The sequence below is a fragment of the Streptomyces sp. NPDC046712 genome (assembly GCF_040645695.1).
GTDB lineage: Bacteria > Actinomycetota > Actinomycetes > Streptomycetales > Streptomycetaceae > Streptomyces.
The window spans coordinates 178,217-197,816 of record NZ_JBEYYW010000013.1 but is presented as its reverse complement, the minus strand read 5'-3'; the positions used below and the strand labels follow the sequence as shown (position 1 = coordinate 197,816).

20 protein-coding genes are annotated in these 19,600 nt (G+C 72.2%); 13 read left to right on the top strand and 7 right to left on the bottom strand.

What is annotated here, in order from left to right; genetic code table 11:
- Positions 1-5: 5 nt before the first annotated feature.
- Both ABZ939_RS19280 and ABZ939_RS19275 read right to left on the bottom strand, forming a co-directional pair.
- Positions 6-518, bottom strand: coding sequence for a MarR family transcriptional regulator (locus ABZ939_RS19280; RefSeq protein WP_361856129.1), 513 nt, complete (start codon positions 516-518; stop codon positions 6-8).
- The gene (locus ABZ939_RS19275; protein ID WP_361856126.1) at positions 515-1,108 is read right to left on the bottom strand and encodes a DJ-1/PfpI family protein; all 594 of its coding nucleotides are present in this window, start codon (positions 1,106-1,108) and stop codon (positions 515-517) included. Before ABZ939_RS19275 ends, ABZ939_RS19280 begins: the two co-directional genes overlap by 4 nt.
- Before the next feature lie 194 nt (positions 1,109-1,302).
- On the opposite strand from ABZ939_RS19275, the gene ABZ939_RS19270 reads away from it, so the two are divergent.
- From ABZ939_RS19270 to ABZ939_RS19260, 3 genes are all read left to right on the top strand, one after another.
- Positions 1,303-2,664 carry an aspartate aminotransferase family protein gene (locus tag ABZ939_RS19270; RefSeq protein ID WP_361856123.1) on the top strand — a complete coding sequence of 454 codons (1,362 nt, stop codon included), beginning with the start codon at positions 1,303-1,305 and terminating at the stop codon, positions 2,662-2,664.
- Positions 2,665-2,763: 99 nt separating this feature from the next.
- A complete protein-coding gene (locus ABZ939_RS19265) occupies positions 2,764-3,459 on the top strand; it encodes a GntR family transcriptional regulator (protein WP_361856120.1) in 696 nt (231 codons plus the stop codon).
- A 104-nt stretch (positions 3,460-3,563) separates the two neighbouring features.
- Positions 3,564-4,214: a hypothetical protein gene (locus tag ABZ939_RS19260; protein ID WP_361856117.1), complete on the top strand. Its 651-nt coding sequence runs from the start codon at positions 3,564-3,566 to the stop codon at positions 4,212-4,214.
- A 52-nt stretch (positions 4,215-4,266) separates the two neighbouring features.
- On the opposite strand, the gene ABZ939_RS19255 is transcribed toward ABZ939_RS19260, so the two are convergent.
- Positions 4,267-4,980, bottom strand: a complete 714-nt coding sequence (locus ABZ939_RS19255; protein ID WP_361856192.1) for an SLATT domain-containing protein — start codon at positions 4,978-4,980, stop codon at positions 4,267-4,269.
- Between the two features lie 259 nt (positions 4,981-5,239).
- Here ABZ939_RS19255 and ABZ939_RS19250 point away from each other — a divergent pair, with 259 nt between their 5' ends.
- From ABZ939_RS19250 to ABZ939_RS19210, 9 genes are all read left to right on the top strand, one after another.
- The gene (locus tag ABZ939_RS19250; protein ID WP_361856189.1) at positions 5,240-5,575 is read left to right on the top strand and encodes a YbaB/EbfC family nucleoid-associated protein; all 336 of its coding nucleotides are present in this window, start codon (positions 5,240-5,242) and stop codon (positions 5,573-5,575) included.
- Positions 5,576-5,679: 104 nt separating this feature from the next.
- Entirely contained in the window at positions 5,680-6,279 is a 600-nt protein-coding gene (recR, locus tag ABZ939_RS19245; RefSeq protein ID WP_361856114.1) for a recombination mediator RecR, read from the top strand.
- Positions 6,280-6,323: 44 nt separating this feature from the next.
- On the top strand, positions 6,324-6,986 hold the full coding sequence (locus ABZ939_RS19240; protein ID WP_361856111.1) for a DUF5063 domain-containing protein: 663 nt from the start codon (positions 6,324-6,326) through the stop codon (positions 6,984-6,986).
- Between the two features lie 48 nt (positions 6,987-7,034).
- The gene (locus ABZ939_RS19235) at positions 7,035-7,421 is read left to right on the top strand and encodes a hypothetical protein (protein ID WP_361856108.1); all 387 of its coding nucleotides are present in this window, start codon (positions 7,035-7,037) and stop codon (positions 7,419-7,421) included.
- Positions 7,418-9,379 (top strand): tetratricopeptide repeat protein, encoded by a 1,962-nt coding sequence (locus tag ABZ939_RS19230; RefSeq protein ID WP_361856105.1) that lies wholly within the window; start codon positions 7,418-7,420, stop codon positions 9,377-9,379. The genes ABZ939_RS19235 and ABZ939_RS19230 overlap by 4 nt, the downstream gene beginning before the upstream one ends.
- 223 nt (positions 9,380-9,602) lie before the next feature.
- Positions 9,603-10,874: an aspartate kinase gene (locus tag ABZ939_RS19225; RefSeq protein ID WP_361856102.1), complete on the top strand. Its 1,272-nt coding sequence runs from the start codon at positions 9,603-9,605 to the stop codon at positions 10,872-10,874.
- A gap of 15 nt (positions 10,875-10,889) precedes the next feature.
- Positions 10,890-11,990 carry an aspartate-semialdehyde dehydrogenase gene (locus ABZ939_RS19220; protein WP_361856100.1) on the top strand — a complete coding sequence of 367 codons (1,101 nt, stop codon included), beginning with the start codon at positions 10,890-10,892 and terminating at the stop codon, positions 11,988-11,990.
- Positions 11,991-12,302: 312 nt separating this feature from the next.
- On the top strand, positions 12,303-13,049 hold the full coding sequence (locus ABZ939_RS19215) for a SigE family RNA polymerase sigma factor (RefSeq protein WP_361856097.1): 747 nt from the start codon (positions 12,303-12,305) through the stop codon (positions 13,047-13,049).
- Complete coding sequence (locus ABZ939_RS19210; RefSeq protein ID WP_361856095.1) at positions 13,046-14,311, top strand: hypothetical protein; 1,266 nt, start codon at positions 13,046-13,048, stop codon at positions 14,309-14,311. The genes ABZ939_RS19215 and ABZ939_RS19210 overlap by 4 nt, the downstream gene beginning before the upstream one ends.
- A gap of 116 nt (positions 14,312-14,427) precedes the next feature.
- Here ABZ939_RS19210 and ABZ939_RS19205 read toward each other — a convergent pair whose 3' ends face one another.
- Positions 14,428-15,168, bottom strand: a complete 741-nt coding sequence (locus ABZ939_RS19205) for an SURF1 family protein (RefSeq protein ID WP_361856092.1) — start codon at positions 15,166-15,168, stop codon at positions 14,428-14,430.
- A 22-nt stretch (positions 15,169-15,190) separates the two neighbouring features.
- Positions 15,191-17,056 carry a prolyl oligopeptidase family serine peptidase gene (locus ABZ939_RS19200; protein WP_361856090.1) on the bottom strand — a complete coding sequence of 622 codons (1,866 nt, stop codon included), beginning with the start codon at positions 17,054-17,056 and terminating at the stop codon, positions 15,191-15,193.
- A 71-nt stretch (positions 17,057-17,127) separates the two neighbouring features.
- Here ABZ939_RS19200 and ABZ939_RS19195 point away from each other — a divergent pair, with 71 nt between their 5' ends.
- Positions 17,128-17,958, top strand: coding sequence for a class I SAM-dependent methyltransferase (locus ABZ939_RS19195; protein ID WP_361856087.1), 831 nt, complete (start codon positions 17,128-17,130; stop codon positions 17,956-17,958).
- A gap of 46 nt (positions 17,959-18,004) precedes the next feature.
- Here the strand turns inward: ABZ939_RS19195 and ABZ939_RS19190 are convergent, their stop codons facing one another.
- Positions 18,005-18,223 carry a hypothetical protein gene (locus ABZ939_RS19190; protein ID WP_361856084.1) on the bottom strand — a complete coding sequence of 73 codons (219 nt, stop codon included), beginning with the start codon at positions 18,221-18,223 and terminating at the stop codon, positions 18,005-18,007.
- 113 nt (positions 18,224-18,336) lie between these two features.
- Positions 18,337-19,506, bottom strand: coding sequence for a protein kinase (locus ABZ939_RS19185; RefSeq protein ID WP_361856081.1), 1,170 nt, complete (start codon positions 19,504-19,506; stop codon positions 18,337-18,339).
- Between the last annotated feature and the right edge of the window lie 94 nt (positions 19,507-19,600).

Genomic DNA, 19,600 nt, shown 5'->3' with positions numbered 1-19,600 from the left:
CCCCGTCAGCGTTCCCTCGGGGCTCCTCCGCTCTCCCTGGTCTCCGCGGTGTCCACGGCCTCCCTGGTCTCCGCGGTGTCCACGGCCTCCAGCGCTCTGGAGAGCCGTTCCAGGACCCGTACCGTCTCCTCGAACGCCTCCAGGCCCCCCAGCTCCCGCGTCAGGCGCGCCGCCAGTTCCGCGTGGCCGGGGTCGATGCGCTGGATCGCGCTGCGGCCCTCGGGGGTCGGGGTGAGGAGTTTGGCGCGGCGGTGGGCCGGGTTCGGCTCGTACGCCGCGAGGCCCTGGGCCACCAGGAGGTCCGCGATCCGCTGGACGCTCTGGCGGGTGATGCCCATGACCCGGGCGATCCCGGCGACCGGGAGCGGCTCGGGCAGGACGGCGCCGAGGACCTGCCACCAGGCGGCGGTGAGGCCCGCCGGCTCGGCCAGCCGCTCGGACACGGCGAGGAACTGGCCGTTCAGGCGGAAGACGCCGAGGGCGGTGCGGGAGAGGGCGTCCTGTTGCTCCCGGCTCATGAGTTGAGTTCTTCGTACGCCGCCGGGTCCGAGTCGTGGAAGAGGCGGTACCAGGCGTCGAGCTTGGCGCCCTCGAAGGCGCCCATTCTCCCGAGGACCTCTCGGGCGAAGGCGACCGGCTCGGTCGGGCCGGCCGTGATCAGGTCGCCGTCGGTGACGGCGTCGGTGTCGACGTAGTGCTCGCCGCCCTTGTAGCCGGTCGCGGCCAGGTAGAACGAGACGGCGCTGGTGTGCGGGCGGTCGTCCAGGAGGCCCTCGCGGGCCAGCCCGGCCGTGGCGCCGCAGATGGCGGCGACGGGGACGCCCGCGTCGAGGAAGCGGCGGGCCGCGGCGGCGAAGGGGGCGAGGTCGTCGCCGGTGTCCCAGAGGTCGCCGCCCGGAAGGATCAGCAGCGCGCTGTCCTCGGGGCGGAGGTCCGCGAGGGAGAGGTCGGGGACGATCCGCATGCCGCCGATGGTGGTGACGGGCTTGTCTGCGACCGGGCCGACGGTCTTGACCGTGAAGCCGGAGCGGGCGAGCCAGGCGGTGGCGTGGCCCGTCTCCCAGTCGGCGAGGGTGTCGTAGACGGCGAGGTGGACGGTGCGGGGCATTTCGGGGCCTCCTGCGTGTGTCGGTGCCGTTCCTTGTATGACAGAAGGCTGTCATGACGACAGGATGCTGTCAAGCGTGCCGGAGGCTCGGGGTGGGGGCACGACGCAGGCGCGGCAACGTGTCGGGTCCGTCACGGTCTCGGTGGACAAGATGGTCATGGCCGCTCCGACCTGCGCGTACTTACCCTGGCCGCATGACCCCTCATGTCGTACCCGATCCCCAGGCCGGCGCTGCCGTGAAGGCCGCCGACCGCGCGCACGTGTTCCACTCCTGGTCCGCACAGGGCCTGATCGACCCGCTCGCCGTCGCCGGTGCCGAGGGTTCGTACTTCTGGGACTACGACGGCAACCGCTACCTCGACTTCACCAGCGGCCTCGTCTACACCAACATCGGCTACCAGCACCCCCGTGTGGTCGCCGCCATCCAGGAGCAGGCCGCGAAGCTCACCACCTTCGCGCCCGCCTTCGCCATCGACGTACGCTCCGAGGCCGCACGCCTCATCGCCGAGCGCACCCCCGGTGACCTGGACAAGATCTTCTTCACCAACGGCGGTGCCGAGGCCGTCGAGAACGCCGTCCGGATGGCCCGTCTGCACACGGGCCGCCACAAGGTGCTCTCCGCCTTCCGCTCGTACCACGGCGCCACCTCCACCGCGATCAACCTCACCGGCGACCCGCGCCGCTGGGCCTCCGACACCGGCTCCGCGGGCGTCGTGCGCTTCTGGGCGCCGTTCCTCTACCGCTCGCCGTTCTACGCCGAGAACGAGCAGCAGGAGTGCGAGCGCGCCCTCGCGCACCTCGAGGACACCATCGCCTTCGAGGGCCCGGCCACCATCGCCGCGATCATCCTGGAGACCGTCCCCGGCACCGCCGGCATCATGACCCCGCCGCCCGGCTACCTCGCCGGCGTCCGCGAGATCTGCGACAAGTACGGCATCGTCTTCGTCCTCGACGAGGTCATGGCCGGCTTCGGCCGGACCGGCAAGTGGTTCGCCGCCGAGCACTTCGACGTCGTGCCCGACCTGATGACCTTCGCCAAGGGCGTGAACTCCGGTTACGTCCCCCTCGGCGGTGTCGCGATCTCCGCCGAGATCGCCGCGACCTTCGACAAGCGGCCCTACCCGGGCGGACTGACCTACTCCGGTCACCCGCTCGCCTGCGCCGCCGCCGTGGCCACCATCCAGGTCATGGAGGACGAGAAGGTCGTCCAGCACTCCGCCCACATCGGCGAGACCGTCCTCGGCCCCGGTCTGCGCGAGCTCGCCGAGCGTCACCCGTCGGTCGGCGAGGTGCGCGGCATGGGTACGTTCTGGGCGCTCGACCTCGTCAAGAACAAGGAGACGCGCGAGCCGCTCGTCCCGTACAACGCGGCGGGCGAGGCCAACGCCCCCATGGCGGCCTTCGGCGCGGCGGCCAAGAAGCACGGCCTGTGGCCCTTCATCAACATGAACCGCACCCACGCCGTCCCCGCCTGCAACGTCTCCGAGGCCGAGGCCAAGGAGGGCCTCGCCGCCCTCGACGCGGCGCTGAGCGTGGCCGACGAGCACACCGCGTAGCGCGGCACCGCGTCGCGCAAACGCCGCGTAACCGGCGTCACGGAGCCTTCCCTCCGTCTGGTCTAGGGTGTCCGAAGCCGGACGGAGGGGGCCGACCAGATGCCCGCGAGCGGAGCTGTCACCCGCAATACTCTGCGGCGGCAGATCGCGGACGCGCTCCGTGACGAAGTGCTCGCTGGGCGTTTGCAGCCCGGTGAGGAATTCACCGTCAAGCAGATAGCCGAGCAGTACGGGGTGTCGGCGACGCCCGTGCGGGAAGCCCTCGTCGACCTCTCCGCGCAGGGGCTCCTCGACTCCGACCAGCACCGCGGTTTCCGGGTGCACGAGTTCACGATCGACGACTACCGCGGCATGGTCGAGGCCCGGATGCTCGTCGTGGACGGCATCTTCCGCCGCCACGACCCCGTCGCCCATCCCGTCGGGCCCGACGTCGGCCGCGGGGTCGCGCTCGTCTCCGTACGGCGCCGGGGCGAGGCGGCGGCGCGGGCGGCCCGTGCCGGGGACCTCGACATCCTCATCGGGTACGACATCCGCTACTGGCGCGAGCTGGCACGCCTGGTCTCCAACAACGACTACATCGCCGACTTCCTGCACCGGCTGCGGGTCCAGGCGTGGGTGTTCTCCGTGCCGTATCTGCGCTCGGACCGGGACATCCTCGGCTGGCTGTGGAGCGGGCACGTGGACCTTGTCGACGCCCTGACTCTCGGGGACGCGGAGGCGGCGGTCGCGGTCGTCCGGGCGTACAACACCCAGTCCCTGGAGTGGGCGGACCGCCTGGAGCGGCTGTCGGGCTGACGGGTTGGCGTGGGGTGTCCCGGGGCAGGTCCCCAGCGGGTGTGCGGCGCGGACCGCGCCGACTACCCTGGCCGTCCCTGCAACTGACGGAGAGAGAGCCCCCCTTGGCCTGTGACCTGTGGCTGGTCCCTCTTGTCGACGTGCTGTGCCACAGCCCCGACAATCCCTTCGCCGAAGAGATCGCCGCCTACGACAAGGCCCTGACCGCGTCCGGTCTGCCGACCGTCCCCGTCTTCGCCTACATGCCGGGGCTCTCGGGCGACGTGGCGCCCGTCGCCGGATTCGACTACGAGGCCCTGCACTTCCTCCGCCGCGCCTATCTGCTGCTGATGTGCGGCCTCGCCGTCGAACCGGTCGACGAGCTCGGCGGGGACTACGAGCAGCTCCTCGAGATGTTCGAGGCGACCGCGCAACAGTCCCACCTGGTCTGGCACTACGACCACGCCGGCGCGTACGTCCCCGTGGACTTCCCGGCCCCGCTCTCCAACGACGAGCTCCTGGAGGGCGGCGGACCGCTGGGGTCCTCGCACGGCCTGCTGCGGGAGCTTGAGTTCGTCGCCCCCGCGATCGGGATCGACCCGGCCAACCCGCCGGCCGCCCCGCTCCCGCCGGAACGGCCGACCTCGCTGGAGGAGCCCGCGGTGCCGATCGCGTACGACGACAATCCGTTCGCGCGCGAACGCCATGTGTGGCTCGGACTGCACGCGGCGGCGACACGGAGCCTCGGACAGGGCTCGATGATCATCCTGAGCTGAGCCCGGCCCTCGTCCGACGGAGCAGGGCGCCCCTCACCAAGGGGCGCCCTGCTCAGCGGGGCTCCGGCGGCCGCTGCCGCGGCATGTTGGGGCGGGTGCCCGGCGGGAGCGGAAAGCGGGCCGAGGGGTGCGTCCCCTCCGGGCGGGCCGGAGTCACGCCCACCGACTGGAGCGCCAGCGGCGCGGGGCCCGAGCGGAACTCGACCATCCAGTCCGCCGTCTCCGCCCGTACGAGCTCCGTCACGTCCTCCGAGAACCGCCGGAGCACCCCGAGGCAGCGCTCCGCCGCCTCGCTCGCGGTCCCCTCCGTGGGCCCGAGGACCTCCCGTACGCTCTCCGACGCCCAGTCGAACTGGAGGGCCTGGAGTCTGCGCTGCACCGCCTGGGCCGTCGCCACGTCCCTTATCCAGCCCGAGGTCAGCCCGAAGTACCGGTCGCAGGCCATGCAGGCCGCGCCGAGCAGCAGCGACAGATACCCCCAGCCCGCCGCCCCGTCCGCCGCGACAGCGGTGAGGTCGAGCAGCGGCAGCGCCGCGCCGGCGATGACGCCCAGCGCCGTGCCGACCCGCAGGGCCCGGGCGCAGCGGCGCTTCCAGACCCGGTCGGACAGGTACCACTCCGCCGTGCGCAACGCGTTGGACTCGACCCAGCGGTAGAGCTCGTCCAGACGCTCCGCGGGCTCGCCCCAGTCGCCGAGGGGGAACGGCGTCCCGGTCAGATCGCGGTTCGCGGCCGGACCTGCGGGATTCCCCGGCTGCGGCTGCATCTCCGGCTGCTGGCTCACCGGGGCACTCCTCTGTTCAGCTCAGCGCTCGTGTCCTTCTGTGACATGCGGTGCACGTGGTGCCTGCCCTTCCTACCGCCGAATGGTGGGCTGTGGGCCCGGAATCCCGGGATTTCCGCCCGCAAGGGGGTCTTGATCAGGTAGAGGAGCCCGCAGTTTCTCACTCGAAAGAGTTGTGGCGGCAGGCCGGGCATGGACCACGTAGGCTCGGCTTACCGACATACGAACATCAGGAGTGACCGTGATTCCCGGTGGTGGCCAGCCCAACATGCAGCAGCTCCTCCAGCAGGCCCAGAAGATGCAGCAGGATCTCGCGCGCGCCCAGGAGGAGCTCGCCGCGACCGAGGTCGAGGGTCAGGCGGGCGGTGGTCTGGTGACGGCGACGGTCACCGGCTCCGGCGAGCTGCGCGGCCTGGTGATCGATCCCAAGGCCGTCGACCCGGAGGACACCGAGACGCTGGCCGACCTGATCGTGGCCGCCGTCCAGGCGGCCAACGACAACGCGCAGCAGCTCCAGCAGGCCAAGCTGGGCCCGCTGGCCCAGGGCCTGGGCGGCATGCCCGGCCTCGGCTTCTGAGCCGCTTCCCCGGCCGCTTCCGAGCCGCTTCCCGCGCCCGGGCTTCTAAGGCGCCCCGGCAGCCACTACCGTAAGAATCAAGCACCTTTGAGAAGGGCGTTCCGTTGTACGAAGGCGTGGTTCAGGACCTCATCGACGAACTGGGCAGGCTGCCCGGCGTCGGTCCCAAGAGCGCGCAGCGGATCGCCTTCCACATCCTCCAGGCCGAGCCGACCGACGTACGCCGTCTCGCGCACGCGCTCCTGGAGGTCAAGGAGAAGGTTCGGTTCTGCGCGGTCTGCGGCAACGTGGCGCAGCAGGAGCAGTGCAACATCTGCCGCGACCCGCGCCGGGACCAGTCGGTCATCTGCGTGGTCGAGGAGCCGAAGGACGTCGTGGCGATCGAGCGGACGCGCGAGTTCCGCGGGCGCTACCACGTGCTCGGCGGCGCAATCAGCCCGATCGAGGGCGTCGGCCCGGACGACCTGCGCATCCGTGAGCTGCTCGCGCGGCTCGCGGACGGCACGGTCACGGAGCTGATCCTGGCGACCGACCCGAACCTGGAGGGCGAGGCCACCGCGACGTACCTGGCGCGGATGATCAAGCCCATGGGGCTCAAGGTCACACGGCTGGCGAGCGGGCTGCCGGTCGGCGGCGATCTGGAGTACGCCGACGAGGTCACCCTGGGGCGTGCCTTCGAGGGGCGGCGACTGCTAGATGTATGACGACAGGGTCTGCGCGCCGGCCGCGCCCGAAGGAGGCACCCGCGATGTCTGACGCCACACTCCACGCGATCACGCAGGATCCGGACGACTTCGCGGTCCAGATCGCCGACTCGATCGAGTCCTTCATCGTGGCCACGACGGAAGTGGCCAAGGGGGACGAACCCGACAGCGCGGTGCCCTTCCTGCTCCTGGAGATCTCCCAGCTGCTGCTGGCCGGCGGCCGGCTGGGCGCGCACGAGGACATCGTCCCGGACGAGCGCTACGAGCCCGACACGGGTCCGGAGCCGGACGTCGACGACCTGCGCGAGCGCTTCGCCGTGATGCTGGACCCGGTGGACGTCTTCTCTGAGGTCTTCGACCCGTACGAGCCCCGCAAGGCGCCCGTCCCGGCCCGGATCTCCGACAACCTCGCCGACATCGTCACCGACCTGCGCCACGGTCTGGCCCACTACCGTGCGGGCCGGACGAGCGAGGCGCTGTGGTGGTGGCAGTTCTCCTACTTCTCCAACTGGGGCCCGACGGCCTCGGCGACCCTGCGGGCGCTGCAGTCCCTCGTCGCCCACGTCCGGCTCGACCAGCCGCTTGCGGCCCTGGACGGCCTCGACACGGACGAGGACCTGACGGAGGACGACCTCGCGGAGGAGGCGGGCCGGGTCATGGCGGAGGAGATCGCGGGCCCGCTGGGTCTGGGCACGCTGAAGAAGTAGCCGCGGCCCGTCCGTCCCCGGGGTGTCTCGCCCTGTCATCATGGGTTCATGGCGGGTCAAGGGCAGTCAAAAGCGTTGCTGTGGACCGGTGTTGGCGTCGGGGTGGCCGGAGTCGCCGCGCTGGTGATCGTGGCCGTCGCCGACCTCGGGAAGGCCGATCAGATCGCGAGCGTGGTCGGGGCCGTGCTGGCCGCCGCAGGGCTCGGGCTCTCGCTCTGGGCGCGCACCGGTGGCGGGGTGACCGCCTCCGGCGAGCGGTCGGTGGCCGCAGGCGGGAACATCGGGGCCGTCGCGACCGGGAACGGGGCGCAGGCGCTTGCGCAGCCCACCATGCCGGGGTCCTCGACGCCGTCCGCGGGGCCCGTCACCGCGTCCGGCGACCGGTCCGTCGCCGCCGGTGGTGACATCGGAAGCGTGTCGACGGGCGACGCGTGAGCGGCATCGAAGCCGCCGGGGAGCGCTCGGTCGCGGCCGGCGGGAACATCGGGCGGGTCACGACCGGGGACTACGTCACCCAGGTCGAGCGGGCGGTCCTGCTGCCGCCGGAGGCCCTGGCGCCGGCGCGGTGCCCCGACGCGCTCGTCAACGTGCCGAGGCGGGCCGCCGATTTCGTCGGGCGTGCGCGCGAAATCCAGTGGCTGGACGAGAAGTTCGAAGCCGCGGGCCACCGTGTCGTGGCCGTGTGCGGGCTCGGCGGTGTCGGCAAGTCGACGCTCGCCGCCCGCTGGGCGTCCCTGCGTACCGGCGACCACAACCCCGTCTGGTGGATCACCGCCGAGACGCGGGCCGACCTCGACGCCGGTCTCGCCGCCCTCGCCGGCTCCATGCAGCCCGCGCTGATCGACGTACTCCCTCAGGAGGCGTTGCGGGAGCGTGCCGTGCAGTGGCTGGCCGCCCACGACGGCTGGCTGCTCGTCCTCGACAACGTCACCGAAGCGGCCGACGTCGAACCGCTCCTCGCACGGCTCGTCCGGGGACGGATCCTGATCACGACCCGGCAGTCGGGCGGCTGGTACGGGCTCGCGGAGGACATGGCGCTGAAGGTCCCGGAGCGCGAGGAGTCGTCCGAGATGTTCACGCGGATCGTCCCCCACCTCGGTCCGCGGGACATGGACCAGGTCCGGATCCTGTGCGCGACCTTGGGTCAACTGCCGCTCGCGGTGGCCCAGGCGGCGGCCTATTGCGCCGAGACCCGTACGACCCCGGGCGAGTATCTGGACCAATTGCGCCGGTATCCGGGCGAGTTGTACGAGATGCCGATCGAGCACGGCCCCGACGGCGGGCAGGCGGTCGCCTGGACCTGGCGGCTGACCCTGGACCGGCTGGCGGCCGCCGATCCGCTCACCGGGACGATCCTGCGCGTCCTCGCGTGGTGGGGGCCCGACCGGATACCCCGCCACCTGCTGGAACGGCTCGCATCCGCGCTGTCGGTGCGGCGCGCGGTCGGCCGGCTCGCGGCGCACAGCATGGTGACGCTCCACGAGGACGGCGCCGTGTCCGTACACCGGCTCGTGCAGGCCGTCGCGCGCACGGCGGACGAGAGCGATCCGCACCGGCGGGCGGAGGACATCGAGGCGGCCCGTGTGCTCGCGGAGGAGACGCTGGAGTCCGCCGCGCCGACGGGCGGCGCCGGGGGCGTGGCGGAATGGGGCGTGTGGCGTGAGCTGCTCCCGCACGTCGAGACGTACCTCCAGCACACCGACGAGTCGGCGGACACCGCGCGCACGGCCGCCCTGCTGGACCGGGCGGCCTGGTTCCTGAAGGAGCACAGCGACACGGGGCGGGCGGCGCGCTGGTTCGAGCGGGCCGTCGCCTGCCGGGCCCGGGTGCTCGGCGAGGACCACCCGGAGACGGCCGGCAGCCGTGAGGGCATCGCCGAGTGCTGGGCCGTCGAGGGGGATCTGGAGGCGTCGGTCTCGCTCCAGGCGTGGGTCGTCGCCGATCTGGAGCGGGTGCTCGGCGAGGACCGGCCCGAGACGCATCTCGCCCGGGGGCGGCTCGCGGTCACCTGGCGCCACCTGGGGGACAAGGACGGCGCGGTGGCGCTCCTGGAAGGCGCGCTGGCCGGACTCGAACGACTCCTCGGGCCCGTCCACCGGGACACCCTGCGGGTACGGAGCAACCTGGGGGTCGCGTACCAGGAGGCGGGGCGCCTGGAGCAGGCGATCGCGCTGCAGGAGCGGACGCTGGGCGAGCGCACGGGGCTGCTCGGCCCCGGCCACCCCGAGACGCTCACCTCCCGGCTCAACCTGGTCAGGCTGTACGAGGCGGTCGGGCAGGGCGAGCGGGCCGTGGCGGAGTTCGAGCGGATCGTGGACGACAGCCTGCGGTTCCTGGGGGACGACCATCCGTTCACCCTCCACCTCTGGCACGTACTCCCGCCCACGGCCTGAAGGGCCCCTGAGCGGCCCCCCTGTCTGTGAGCCCGCCCACACCTCGGCCTACCCCCGGCCGAGCCGGGCAGGGGGTCTCCCACGGGCGGCCCGGGCCCCCGGCCTAGATCACTTCCTGAGCGGGACATCTCAGGATGTGATATAGCGTCGGCGATTCCGGGTCGCTCGTTAAACTGAGCCGACCGCAGTAATGACTGCGGCAGAGACTGAGCGAGGAGCGCACGTGGGCCTTGTCGTGCAGAAGTACGGAGGCTCCTCCGTTGCCGATGCCGAAGGCATCAAGCGCGTCGCCAAGCGGATCGTGGATGCCAAGAAGAACGGCCACCAGGTGGTCGTCGTGGTTTCCGCGATGGGCGACACGACGGACGAGTTGATCGATCTCGCCGAGCAGGTATCCCCGATCCCTGCCGGGCGTGAGTTCGACATGCTGCTGACCGCCGGAGAGCGGATCTCCATGGCCCTGCTGGCCATGGCGATCAAAAACCTGGGCCACGAGGCCCAGTCGTTCACGGGCAGCCAGGCCGGTGTCATCACCGACTCGGTCCACAACAAAGCGCGCATCATCGATGTCACGCCGGGCCGGATCCGTACCGCCCTCGACGAGGGCAACATCGCGATCGTGGCCGGCTTCCAGGGTGTGTCCCAGGACAAGAAGGACATCACCACGCTGGGGCGCGGTGGGTCCGACACCACCGCCGTGGCGCTGGCCGCCGCGCTGGACGCCGAGGTCTGCGAGATCTACACCGACGTCGACGGTGTGTTCACGGCCGACCCGCGCGTGGTGAAGAAGGCGAAGAAGATCGACTGGATCTCCTTCGAGGACATGCTGGAGCTTGCCGCCTCCGGCTCCAAGGTGCTGCTGCACCGGTGCGTCGAGTACGCACGCCGTTACAACATCCCGATCCACGTCCGCTCGTCCTTCTCGGGGCTGCAGGGCACCTGGGTCAGCAACGAGCCGCAAGGGGACCGCAAGGTGGAGCAGGCCATCATCTCGGGCGTCGCCCACGACACCTCCGAGGCGAAGATCACCGTCGTCGGCGTGCCGGACAAGCCGGGCGAGGCCGCGGCCATCTTCCGGGCCGTCGCGGACGCCGAGATCAACATCGACATGATCGTGCAGAACGTGTCCGCGGCCTCCACCGGCCTGACGGACATCTCCTTCACCCTCCCCAAGGCCGAGGGCCGCAAGGCCATGGACGCCCTGGACAAGGCGAAGGCCGCGATCGGGTTCGACTCGCTGCGCTACGACGACCAGATCGGCAAGATCTCCCTGGTCGGCGCGGGTATGAAGACGAACCCGGGCGTCACCGCCTCCTTCTTCCAGGCGCTGTCCGACGCCGGGGTGAACATCGAGCTGATCTCGACCTCCGAGATCCGCATCTCGGTCGTCACCCGCGAGGACGATGTGAACGAGGCCGTGCGCGCCGTCCACACCGCCTTCGGTCTGGACAGCGACTCCGACGAGGCCGTCGTCTACGGCGGCACCGGCCGGTGACTCGGTGACGAACCGGTGAATCGCCCGAGCCGCAAGCCGACGCTCGCGGTCGTGGGAGCGACCGGAGCCGTCGGTGCGGTGATGCTCCAGCTCCTCTCGCAGCACGCCGACGTCTGGGGCGAGATCCGACTCTTGGCCTCTCCGCGCTCGGCCGGCCGCAAGCTGGCCGTGCGCGGGGAGGAGACCGAGGTCCTCGCGCTGAGCGAGGACGTCCTGGAGGGCGTCGACCTCGCCCTCTTCCTCGCGCCCGAGGAGGTCGCGGCGCAGTGGGCGCCGATCGCCGTCGCCAAGGGCGCGGTCGTCGTGGACACCTCCGTGGCGTTCCGGGCGGACCCGGACGTGCCGCTGGTGGTCCCGGAGATCAACCCCCACGCCGTACGGGTACGGCCGCGGGGCATCGTCGCGAGCCCGGGCTGCTCCACGCTGGCGCTGATCGTCGCCGTGGGCGCCCTGCACGCGGAGTTCGGGGTCGGTGAGCTGGTGGTGACCGCCCAGCAGGCCGCGAGCGGGGGCGGGCAGGCGGGCGTCGCCGCCCTGCGCGAGCAGCTGTCGCTGGTGGCCGGGACCGAGCTCGGCAACCATCCCGGCGACGTACGGCGGGCCGTCGGTGACGACACCGGGCCCTTCCCCGGGCCGGTCGCGCTCAACGTGGTGCCGTGGTCCGGGGCCTTGGCGGAGGACGGCTGGTCCTCCGAGGAGCTGCGCATCCGCGAGGAGACGCGCAAGATCCTCGGCCTTCCCGGGCTCCCGGTCGCCGCCACCTGTGTGCGCGTCCCGGTCGTCACCGCGCACTCCGTCTCCGTCCACGCGCGGTTCGAGCACCCGGTGAGCGTCGCGCGGGCGCACGAGATCCTGGCGACCTCGCCGGGTGTGGTGCTCTACGACGATCCGGCCTCGGGCGACTTCCCCACGCCGGCCGACGTCGTGGGAACGGATCCGGTCTGGGTGGGGCGGGTGCGTCGCTCGATGGACGACGAGCGGGCGCTCGAGTTCTTCGTCTGCGGCGACAACCTGCGCAAGGGCGCGGCGCTGAACGCCGTACAGATCGCGGAGTCGATCATTCGCCCGGAGCGTCCGATTGGTGCAGACCACCTGGATGATCACGAGCGTCCCTGACCTCCCGGAGCGTCCGGAAATCGGCGACCTCCGACCGCTCAGCTTTGTGAGGTCTGTGAACGTCTTGTGAGCAAGTCGGCGGCGGATGCCCCTTGAACTGGGGTGACGCCATGTTCGACGATGCTCTTACCTCTTGCTGCAACCGGTAGTTGGGTGGGAGGCGTCTCTGCGTGCGCGCTGGTGGTGCGTCGCTGAGGCGCCGTTGAAACGGGGCACAGGGGAAGATCGGGTACGCATGATGACAATTGGTTCACCGTCAAAAACGGTGGCGTACTCGTACAACCCTGACGGGGGGAAGTGTGTCCAACAGGCGTGGCAGAGGTACTCGACATCGCAGCGGTCGTCCCGCTCCGCGGCACGGCGGTCGTCCCCGTACGGGGCACGGCGGTCGTCCCGCCCCGGGGCGCGATCGCGGTCCCCGTACGCGGCACCATGGTGCGCCCGCTCAGGCGTCCGCGTCCGGCCGGCGGCATGCCGGTGATCGCTCCCGTGCCCACCAGAACCCGGACGGCCGGGGTGGTCGGCATCCCCGCACCGCGCGAGAGCGCTGAAGGCATCGTGGCCGCGGGCACCACCGTCGATCACCTGACCGAGACCTACCGGGCGCACTACCGCTCGCTCCTCGGCCTCGCCGCGCTCCTCCTCGACGACACGGCCTCCTGCGAGGACGTGGTCCAGGAGGCGTTCATCCGCGTCCACTCCGCCCGCAACCGGGTCCGGGACCCCGAGAAGACGCTGGCCTATCTGCGGCAGACGGTCGTCAACCTGTCCCGTTCTGCCCTGCGCCGCCGCATCCTCGGACTCAAGCTCCTGTCCAAGCCGATGCCGGACATGGCGAGCGCGGAGGAGGGCGCGTACGACCAGCTGGAGCGGGACGCGCTCATCAAGGCGATGCGCGGGCTGCAGCGGCGGCAGCGCGAGGTGCTCGTGCTGCGGTACTTCGCGGACATGACGGAGGCACAGGTCGCCGAGACGCTCGGCATATCCCTGGGGTCGGTGAAGGCGTACGGCTCGCGTGGCATCGCGGCGCTGCGCGTCGCGATGGAGGCGACGGCATGAGCTCCGAACACATGAGTTCCGGCGGCATGAGCTCGCACGGCAAGGGCCCCGACCATGAGGGCCCCGACGACATGGAACGCGAGATGGTGAACGACGGGCCGGAGAACGACGCGCCCGGCACCGAGAAGGCCCCCGACGGCCGTCCCGGGGGCGACGCCCCGCTCGCCGGAGACACCTCCGGGGACGCCTCTGAGGCCGCCTCCGGAGACGCGTTCGGAGACGCCTTCGGGGGCGACGAGCTGGCGCTGCGGCGACTGCTCCACGGCGCCGTGGCGGACCTCCAGCCCTCCGAGGGCGCGCTGGACCACCTGCGCCAGGCGGTGCCCGTGCGGCGCACCCGCAAGCGCCAGGCCATCGTCGGCTTCGCCGCGGCCGCGGTGCTCATCGGCACCTCCGTCCCCGCCTTCGTGCACGTCGCCAACTCGGGCGGCATCACCGCCGACCAGGCCGTGAACGCCGGCCACGGCGAGCAGGCCCAGGGCGGCACCGGCTCCGAGACCGGCGTCGAGGGCGGCGGGAAGGGCACCGGCACGCCGAGCGGCACCGCGGCTCCGAGCCAGGGCGCCGCCGCGGGCGCGGGCGACGCCAAGGACTCCGCGAACGGGAGCACGGGCACCGGCTCGAAGCCGGCGGCGGGCTCCTCGCCGGCGTGCGAGGCCGGGCAGCTGGCCGTCAGCTCGGTGCAGGCGGGCGGACCCGACGCCGAGGGCAAGGTCTACGGCACCTTCCGCATCGCCAATGTCTCCGGCACGGACTGCGTGGTGACCGGCGACGGCAGTGTCGGCTTCCAGGCGCTCGGGGCGGCGAACCCGTCCAGGATCTCGGTCGTCGCGCACACGGCCGGGGACGCGGCGAGCGGACTGCCCGACCCCTCGCAGGAGTCGCCCACGCTGGTCCTCCAGCCGGACAACGCCTACGAGGTGAAGTTCGCCTGGGTCCCCACGGAGACCTGCCCGACCACGGGCACCTCGCCGGACCCCGGCACGGACCCCGGCCCCGACCCGAGCCCGACCCCGGACCCGAACCCGACCCCGAGTCCGACGAAGGACGGCGACGGTACGTCGACGGGGTCCACGGGAGCCGGCACCGGCGGCGGCACGACCGACGGCACGGCACCCCAGCTCGTCAGGGACGGGACGCCGGCGGACGGCAGCATCACGGTCAGCCACACCGCGGAGGCGGGCGCCCCGCAGGCGGCCACGACGATCCCGAACGCCTGCGCGGGCACGATCTACCGCACGGGCGTGCTCGACGCGTCCTAGCGCCTGTCCGGCGGATCAACGGCCCGGCGGATCAGCGATCCGGCGGCCGCGGGCGTACGGGTCTCGGCGGCCGAGTCTGGAGGGCCGACGGCTGAGCCTGGAGGCTCGGACAGGCCCTAGAGGCCCAGCGCCTCGTCCTGCTGGGCCTCCACCTCGCGGCGCAGGAGGCGGAACCACATGAAGAGCACGAAGCCCGCGAAGACGAACCACTCCGCCGTGTAGCCGAGGTTCTGGAACGCCTTCAGGTCCAGCGACGTGCCCGCCGCGGCGGCCGCCGGGACCGGCGTCAGCCCGGCGGGGGAGTCCACGACCGTGACCCACGCGTCGTAGACCTCGTCGGGCACCAGGTTCACCAGGGAGCCCGCGCTGATCATGCCGAGCTGACCCTCCGGGAGCCCGCCCGCCGAGTGGACACCCTTGGTCCCCGCGCTCTCGGACGCCTGGAGGGCGCCCACCACGGTGACCTCGCCGGACGGCGGGGCCGGCGCCTTCGCGCCGGCCGGCAGCCAGCCCCGTACCACCGGCAGCGACTTGCCGCCGTCCGTCTTCAGCATCGTCAGCACATAGCTGCCGCTGCGGCCGTCCAGCTCACGGTCCGGCACCAGGAACTGCTCCCCGTACCGGCCGCTCGCCTCCGCGTGCCGGCCCGAGGTCTCCTTGTCCACCGGCAGCAGCTCGTCCAGCGGTTCGGTCCTCAGCGCGCCCGGGTCCGGTGCCCGCTCCGCCTCCCGGTGGGAGTCGACGCGGTCCTCGAACTTGCCCATCTGCCAGGTCCCCATGAACAGGCAGAAGGGGATCGCCAGCAGGACGAAGACGTTGATCCCCCACCAGCGGGGCGTTTTCAGGAACCGGTACACCCCTCCACGGTACGCAGCCGCCTCACCCCCCGACCGGCCGGGTCCCCAGGTGACGCGCCGCGAAGTCGAGCTCCAGGCGGACCTGCTTGATCCGTTCCTCCACCACCAGGGAGCCGTGCCCCGCGTCGTACCGGTACACCTCGTGCACCGCGCCCCGGGCAGCCAGCCGGTCGACGTAGTTGTCGATCTGCCGGATCGGGCAGCGCGGGTCGTTCACACCCGCCGAGATGTAGACCGGGGCCGTCACCTCGTCCACGTACGTCAGCGGCGACGAGACCCGGAACCGGTCCGGCACCTCCTCCGGCGAGCCGCCGAACAGCGTCCGGTCCAGCGCCTTCAGGGCCTCCATCTCGTCCTCGTACGCCGTCACGTAGTCCGCGACCGGGACGGCGGCGAGCCCGACCGACCAGGCGCCCGGCTGCGTGCCGAGCCCGAGCAGCGTCAGATACCCGCCCCACGAGCCGCCCGACAGGACCAGCTTCGCCGGGTCGGCCAGACCCGAGGCGACCGCCCACTCCCGCACCGCGGCGACGTCCTCCAGCTCGATCAGTCCGACCCGGTGCTTGAGCGCGTCCGTCCACTCCCGGCCGTAGCCCGTCGAGCCCCGGTAGTTGACCCGGACCACCGCGTAGCCGTGGTCGAGCCAGGCCGCCGGGCCCGAGGCGAAGGCGTCGCTGTCGTGCCAGGCAGGCCCGCCGTGCACCTCGAAGATCGTCGGGAACGGGCCCTCGCCCTCGGTCGGCCGCTGCACGAGCGCGTGGATACGGCCGCCGGGACCCTCCACCCACACGTCCTCCACCGGCACCGACCCGGGCGCCTTCGCGCCCGGAGGGTCCAGGACGACGCCGCCGTCCGTCGAGCGCACCACCGGCGGCCGTGCCGCCGAGGACCACAGATACTCCACGCTGCCGTCCGGGCGGGCCGTGGCCTCCGACACCGAACCGGCCGGGGTCTCCACCCGCACCAGCGCGCCGGTCGCGATGTCGTACCGCCACAGCTCGCTGCGCGCCTCGAAGCTGTGCACGATCAGCAGGCCCGTGCCGTCCACGTACCACTCCGCCGACACGTCGCCCGGCAGGTCGAGCCGGAGATCGGTCTCCTTGCCCGTCGCGACGTCCCACAGCAGCGGCTCCCAGCGCCCCCGCCGCTGGTGGCCGACGAGCAGCCGGGTGTCGCCGTCCACCGGCGCGAAGCCCAGCACCGCCAGGCCCAGCTCCTCCGTACCGCCCTTGGAATCGTCCAGCTCGGCCACCACCGAGGAGTCGGCGGCCCGCAGCACCCGCAGCGCCGAGTGCATGGCGTCGCCGTGCTCGGTGTGCTCGATCGCGATCAGCGAGCCGTCGTGGGAGAGGTCACCCACCCCGGCCGACTCCCGGTGCCGGTAGATCTCCACCGGCTCCGTGCCCGCTCGTACGAGATGGACCGTGGAGCCCTCCTCGTCCGTCGAGCGGCCGACGACCACCGTGCCGTCGCGGCCGATCGCGAGCCCCGCCGGGTACGAGGCCGCGAGCCCGGGCACCGCGGGCTCGTCCGCACCGCCGCCGAAGGGCTGGCGCATCCACACCCCGAACTCGTCCCCGTCCGTGTCCGAGAACCACCAGATCCACTGCCCGTCGGGCGACAGCGTGCCGTCCGTCGTGCCGTTCGGCCGGTCCGTGACCTGCCGCTGCTCGCCGGTCGCCCGGTCCCAGGCGTACAGCTCGTACGTCCCCGTCGCGTTGGACACGAACAGTGAACGGTCCGGTGCCTCCTCGGCCCACTCGGGCAGGGACACGCGCGGCGCCCGGAACCTCTGCTCCCACGCCGGGATCTCCGGCGACGGTCCGGGCGTCGCGCCCGCCGACGGACTCGGCGACGGGCTGTCTGCGATCTCGTTGGTCTCAGTCATGGCCCCCATGATGCTCTGATCCGCCGACAATCCGTTCGCATCGCCCGCAACCTGTGGATAACCTCCCGGGTATGTACGCACCGACGCCCGACGACTGGCGCGAGGCCAACCGCGCCCGCTGGGACGAACGGGTCCCGATCCACGCCGCCAGCGCCTTCTACGACCTCGATGCGTTCCGGGCCGGCAAGGACGCCCTGCGCGACTTCGAGCTCGCGGAGGTCGGCGACGTCACCGGCCGGTCCCTGCTCCACCTCCAGTGCCACATCGGCCTGGACACCCTGTCCTGGGCCCGGCACGGCGCCTCGCACGTCGTCGGCCTGGACTTCTCCGAGCCCGCCGTCGAGACGGCCCGCTCACTCGCCACCGACCTCGGGTTCTCCACGGACCGGGCGGCGTTCGTCGCCGCCGACGCGTACGACGCCGCCGAGGCCGTCCCGGACTCCTCGTACGACATCGTCTACACCGGTACCGGGGCGCTGAACTGGCTCCCCGACATCCAGCGCTGGGCCGAGACGGCCGCCTCGCTCGTCGCCCCGGGCGGATTTCTGTACGTCGCCGAGTTCCATCCGCTCACCGACTCCCTCGACGACGAGACGGGCAGCCGGATCATCAACGACTACTTCGTGCGCGAACCCTGGGTGGACACCAGCTCGGGCACGTACGCGGACATGGAAGCCGCCACCGTCCACAACCGGAGCGTGGAGTGGGTGCATCCGGTCGGCGAGGTCGTCACGGCGATCGCTGCGGCGGGGCTGCGCATCGAGTTCCTGCACGAGCACGACGTCTCGCTCTTCCCCCGGTACGAGACGCTGAAGCGGCAGGAGGACGGGTACTACCGCTTCCCGGTGGACCGGCCGCGGATCCCGCTGATGTACTCGCTCAAGGCGTCCCGCCCCCGCTGACCCGGCTCCTCCTCGTCGTCGCGCGGCACGCGCGCGCCGACGGGGGTCAACCTCGGGAGCTGTCCGACGACGATCCCGGCGGGGGTGTCTGCCGGGGTGGTGCGCTGATCGTCTTCGACAGACGGCTGCGGACGACGGCGGTGCCGATGGCGCCCGCGAGCGCGGCCGCGCCGAGGCCCAGGGCGAGGGCGGAGGGGCCGGAGTCGGAGACGACCTCGGCGGGGACGGTGGCCGCCGCCTCGGCGGCTGTCTGGAGGGGGTGCATGTCCCCAGGGGAACGGAACGGCGCCCGCCGGGCCACCTGGCGGACCCCGTTCGTGGCTGGGGCGGCCGACCCGGGGTCTCAGGTCGCCCGCGCGCCGGCGCCCCCGTCGATGCCTAGGACAGCCAGGCCATGCCGATGAGCAGGAAGACGACGAACGCTATGCCGCCGGCCACGGCGGCGGTCTTCCTGGGACGGCGCCGGGAGAGGGCGGCGAGACCGCCCTCGCTCCGGCGCGCCTGCCGTCGCGGAACGGGAGCGGAGCCGGTCTGCGGTCGGGGCGCCATGGGGCGCGGCTGCGCGTGCGGCGGCGTGTGGCGCGGCTGCGGGTGCGGGTGCGGCGCAGTGTGGCGAGGCTGAGGGTGCGACGTCTGACGCGGCTGCGCGTGCGGTACCGGGCGGGCCTGCGGGCGCGGCGCGTTGTGGCGGGGCTGTGGGTGCGGTTGACGGGGCGGCTGGGCATGCGGCTGAGGGTGACCGCGCCAGGCGCCCGAGGAGAACCAGTCCGCGATCGCCTGGGCCGGGGGTCTCTGCTCGGGCTCCTTGGCCAGCAGCGTGAGGAGGTACTCCTCGAACGCGGCCGGCAGCCCCACCCCGAGCTGCCGGGGAGGAGCGGGCGGTGTGTCGATGTGCTGGTACAGCAGCGCGGTCGCGGTGTCGCCCCGGAACGGAGGTCGGCCGGTGAGGAGTTGGTACAGCACGCAGCCGAGCGAGTACACGTCCGACGCCGGCGAGGCGGGTCGGCCGAGGGCTCGTTCGGGGGCGAGGTAGAGGCCGGTGCCGACGATCTGCCCCGTGGTGGTGAGTCCGGCGGAGGGATCGTCGACGAACCGGGCGATGCCGAAGTCCGCGAGCTTCACGGTCCCTTCGCCGTCGAGCAGCAGGTTCCCGGGCTTGATGTCCCGGTGCACGACCCCCTCCCGGTGCGCGGCGGCCAGCCCGGCGGCGGCGTGGGCGGCGACGACGGCCACCCGCTCCGCGGGCAGCACGCGTGGCGCTCCCGCGTCCCCGGCGAGGCTCTCTCCGTCCACCAACTCCATGACGAGGAACAGCTTTCCGTCCCACGTGCCGAAGTCGAAGACCCCGACGACATGGGGATGGCTCAGCCGCGCCGCCGTCTGCGCCTCCAGCCGGAACCGGTCGGCCGCCGAAGGGTCGGTGCCGTGACCGAGCATCAGCTTCACGGCGACGGCCCGCCCGAGCACCTCGTCCGTGGCCTGCCACACCTCGCCCATACCGCCACGTCCGACACACGAGTGGAGCCGATATCGGTCCGCGACCAGCACCTGAGACCCAGCCTTTCGACGGTCAGTCAACCTGACAGGAAGCACGCGTCGCCGTACTCCGCTGTCCGGCATCCGATGCCGTTCAAGAGTAGAG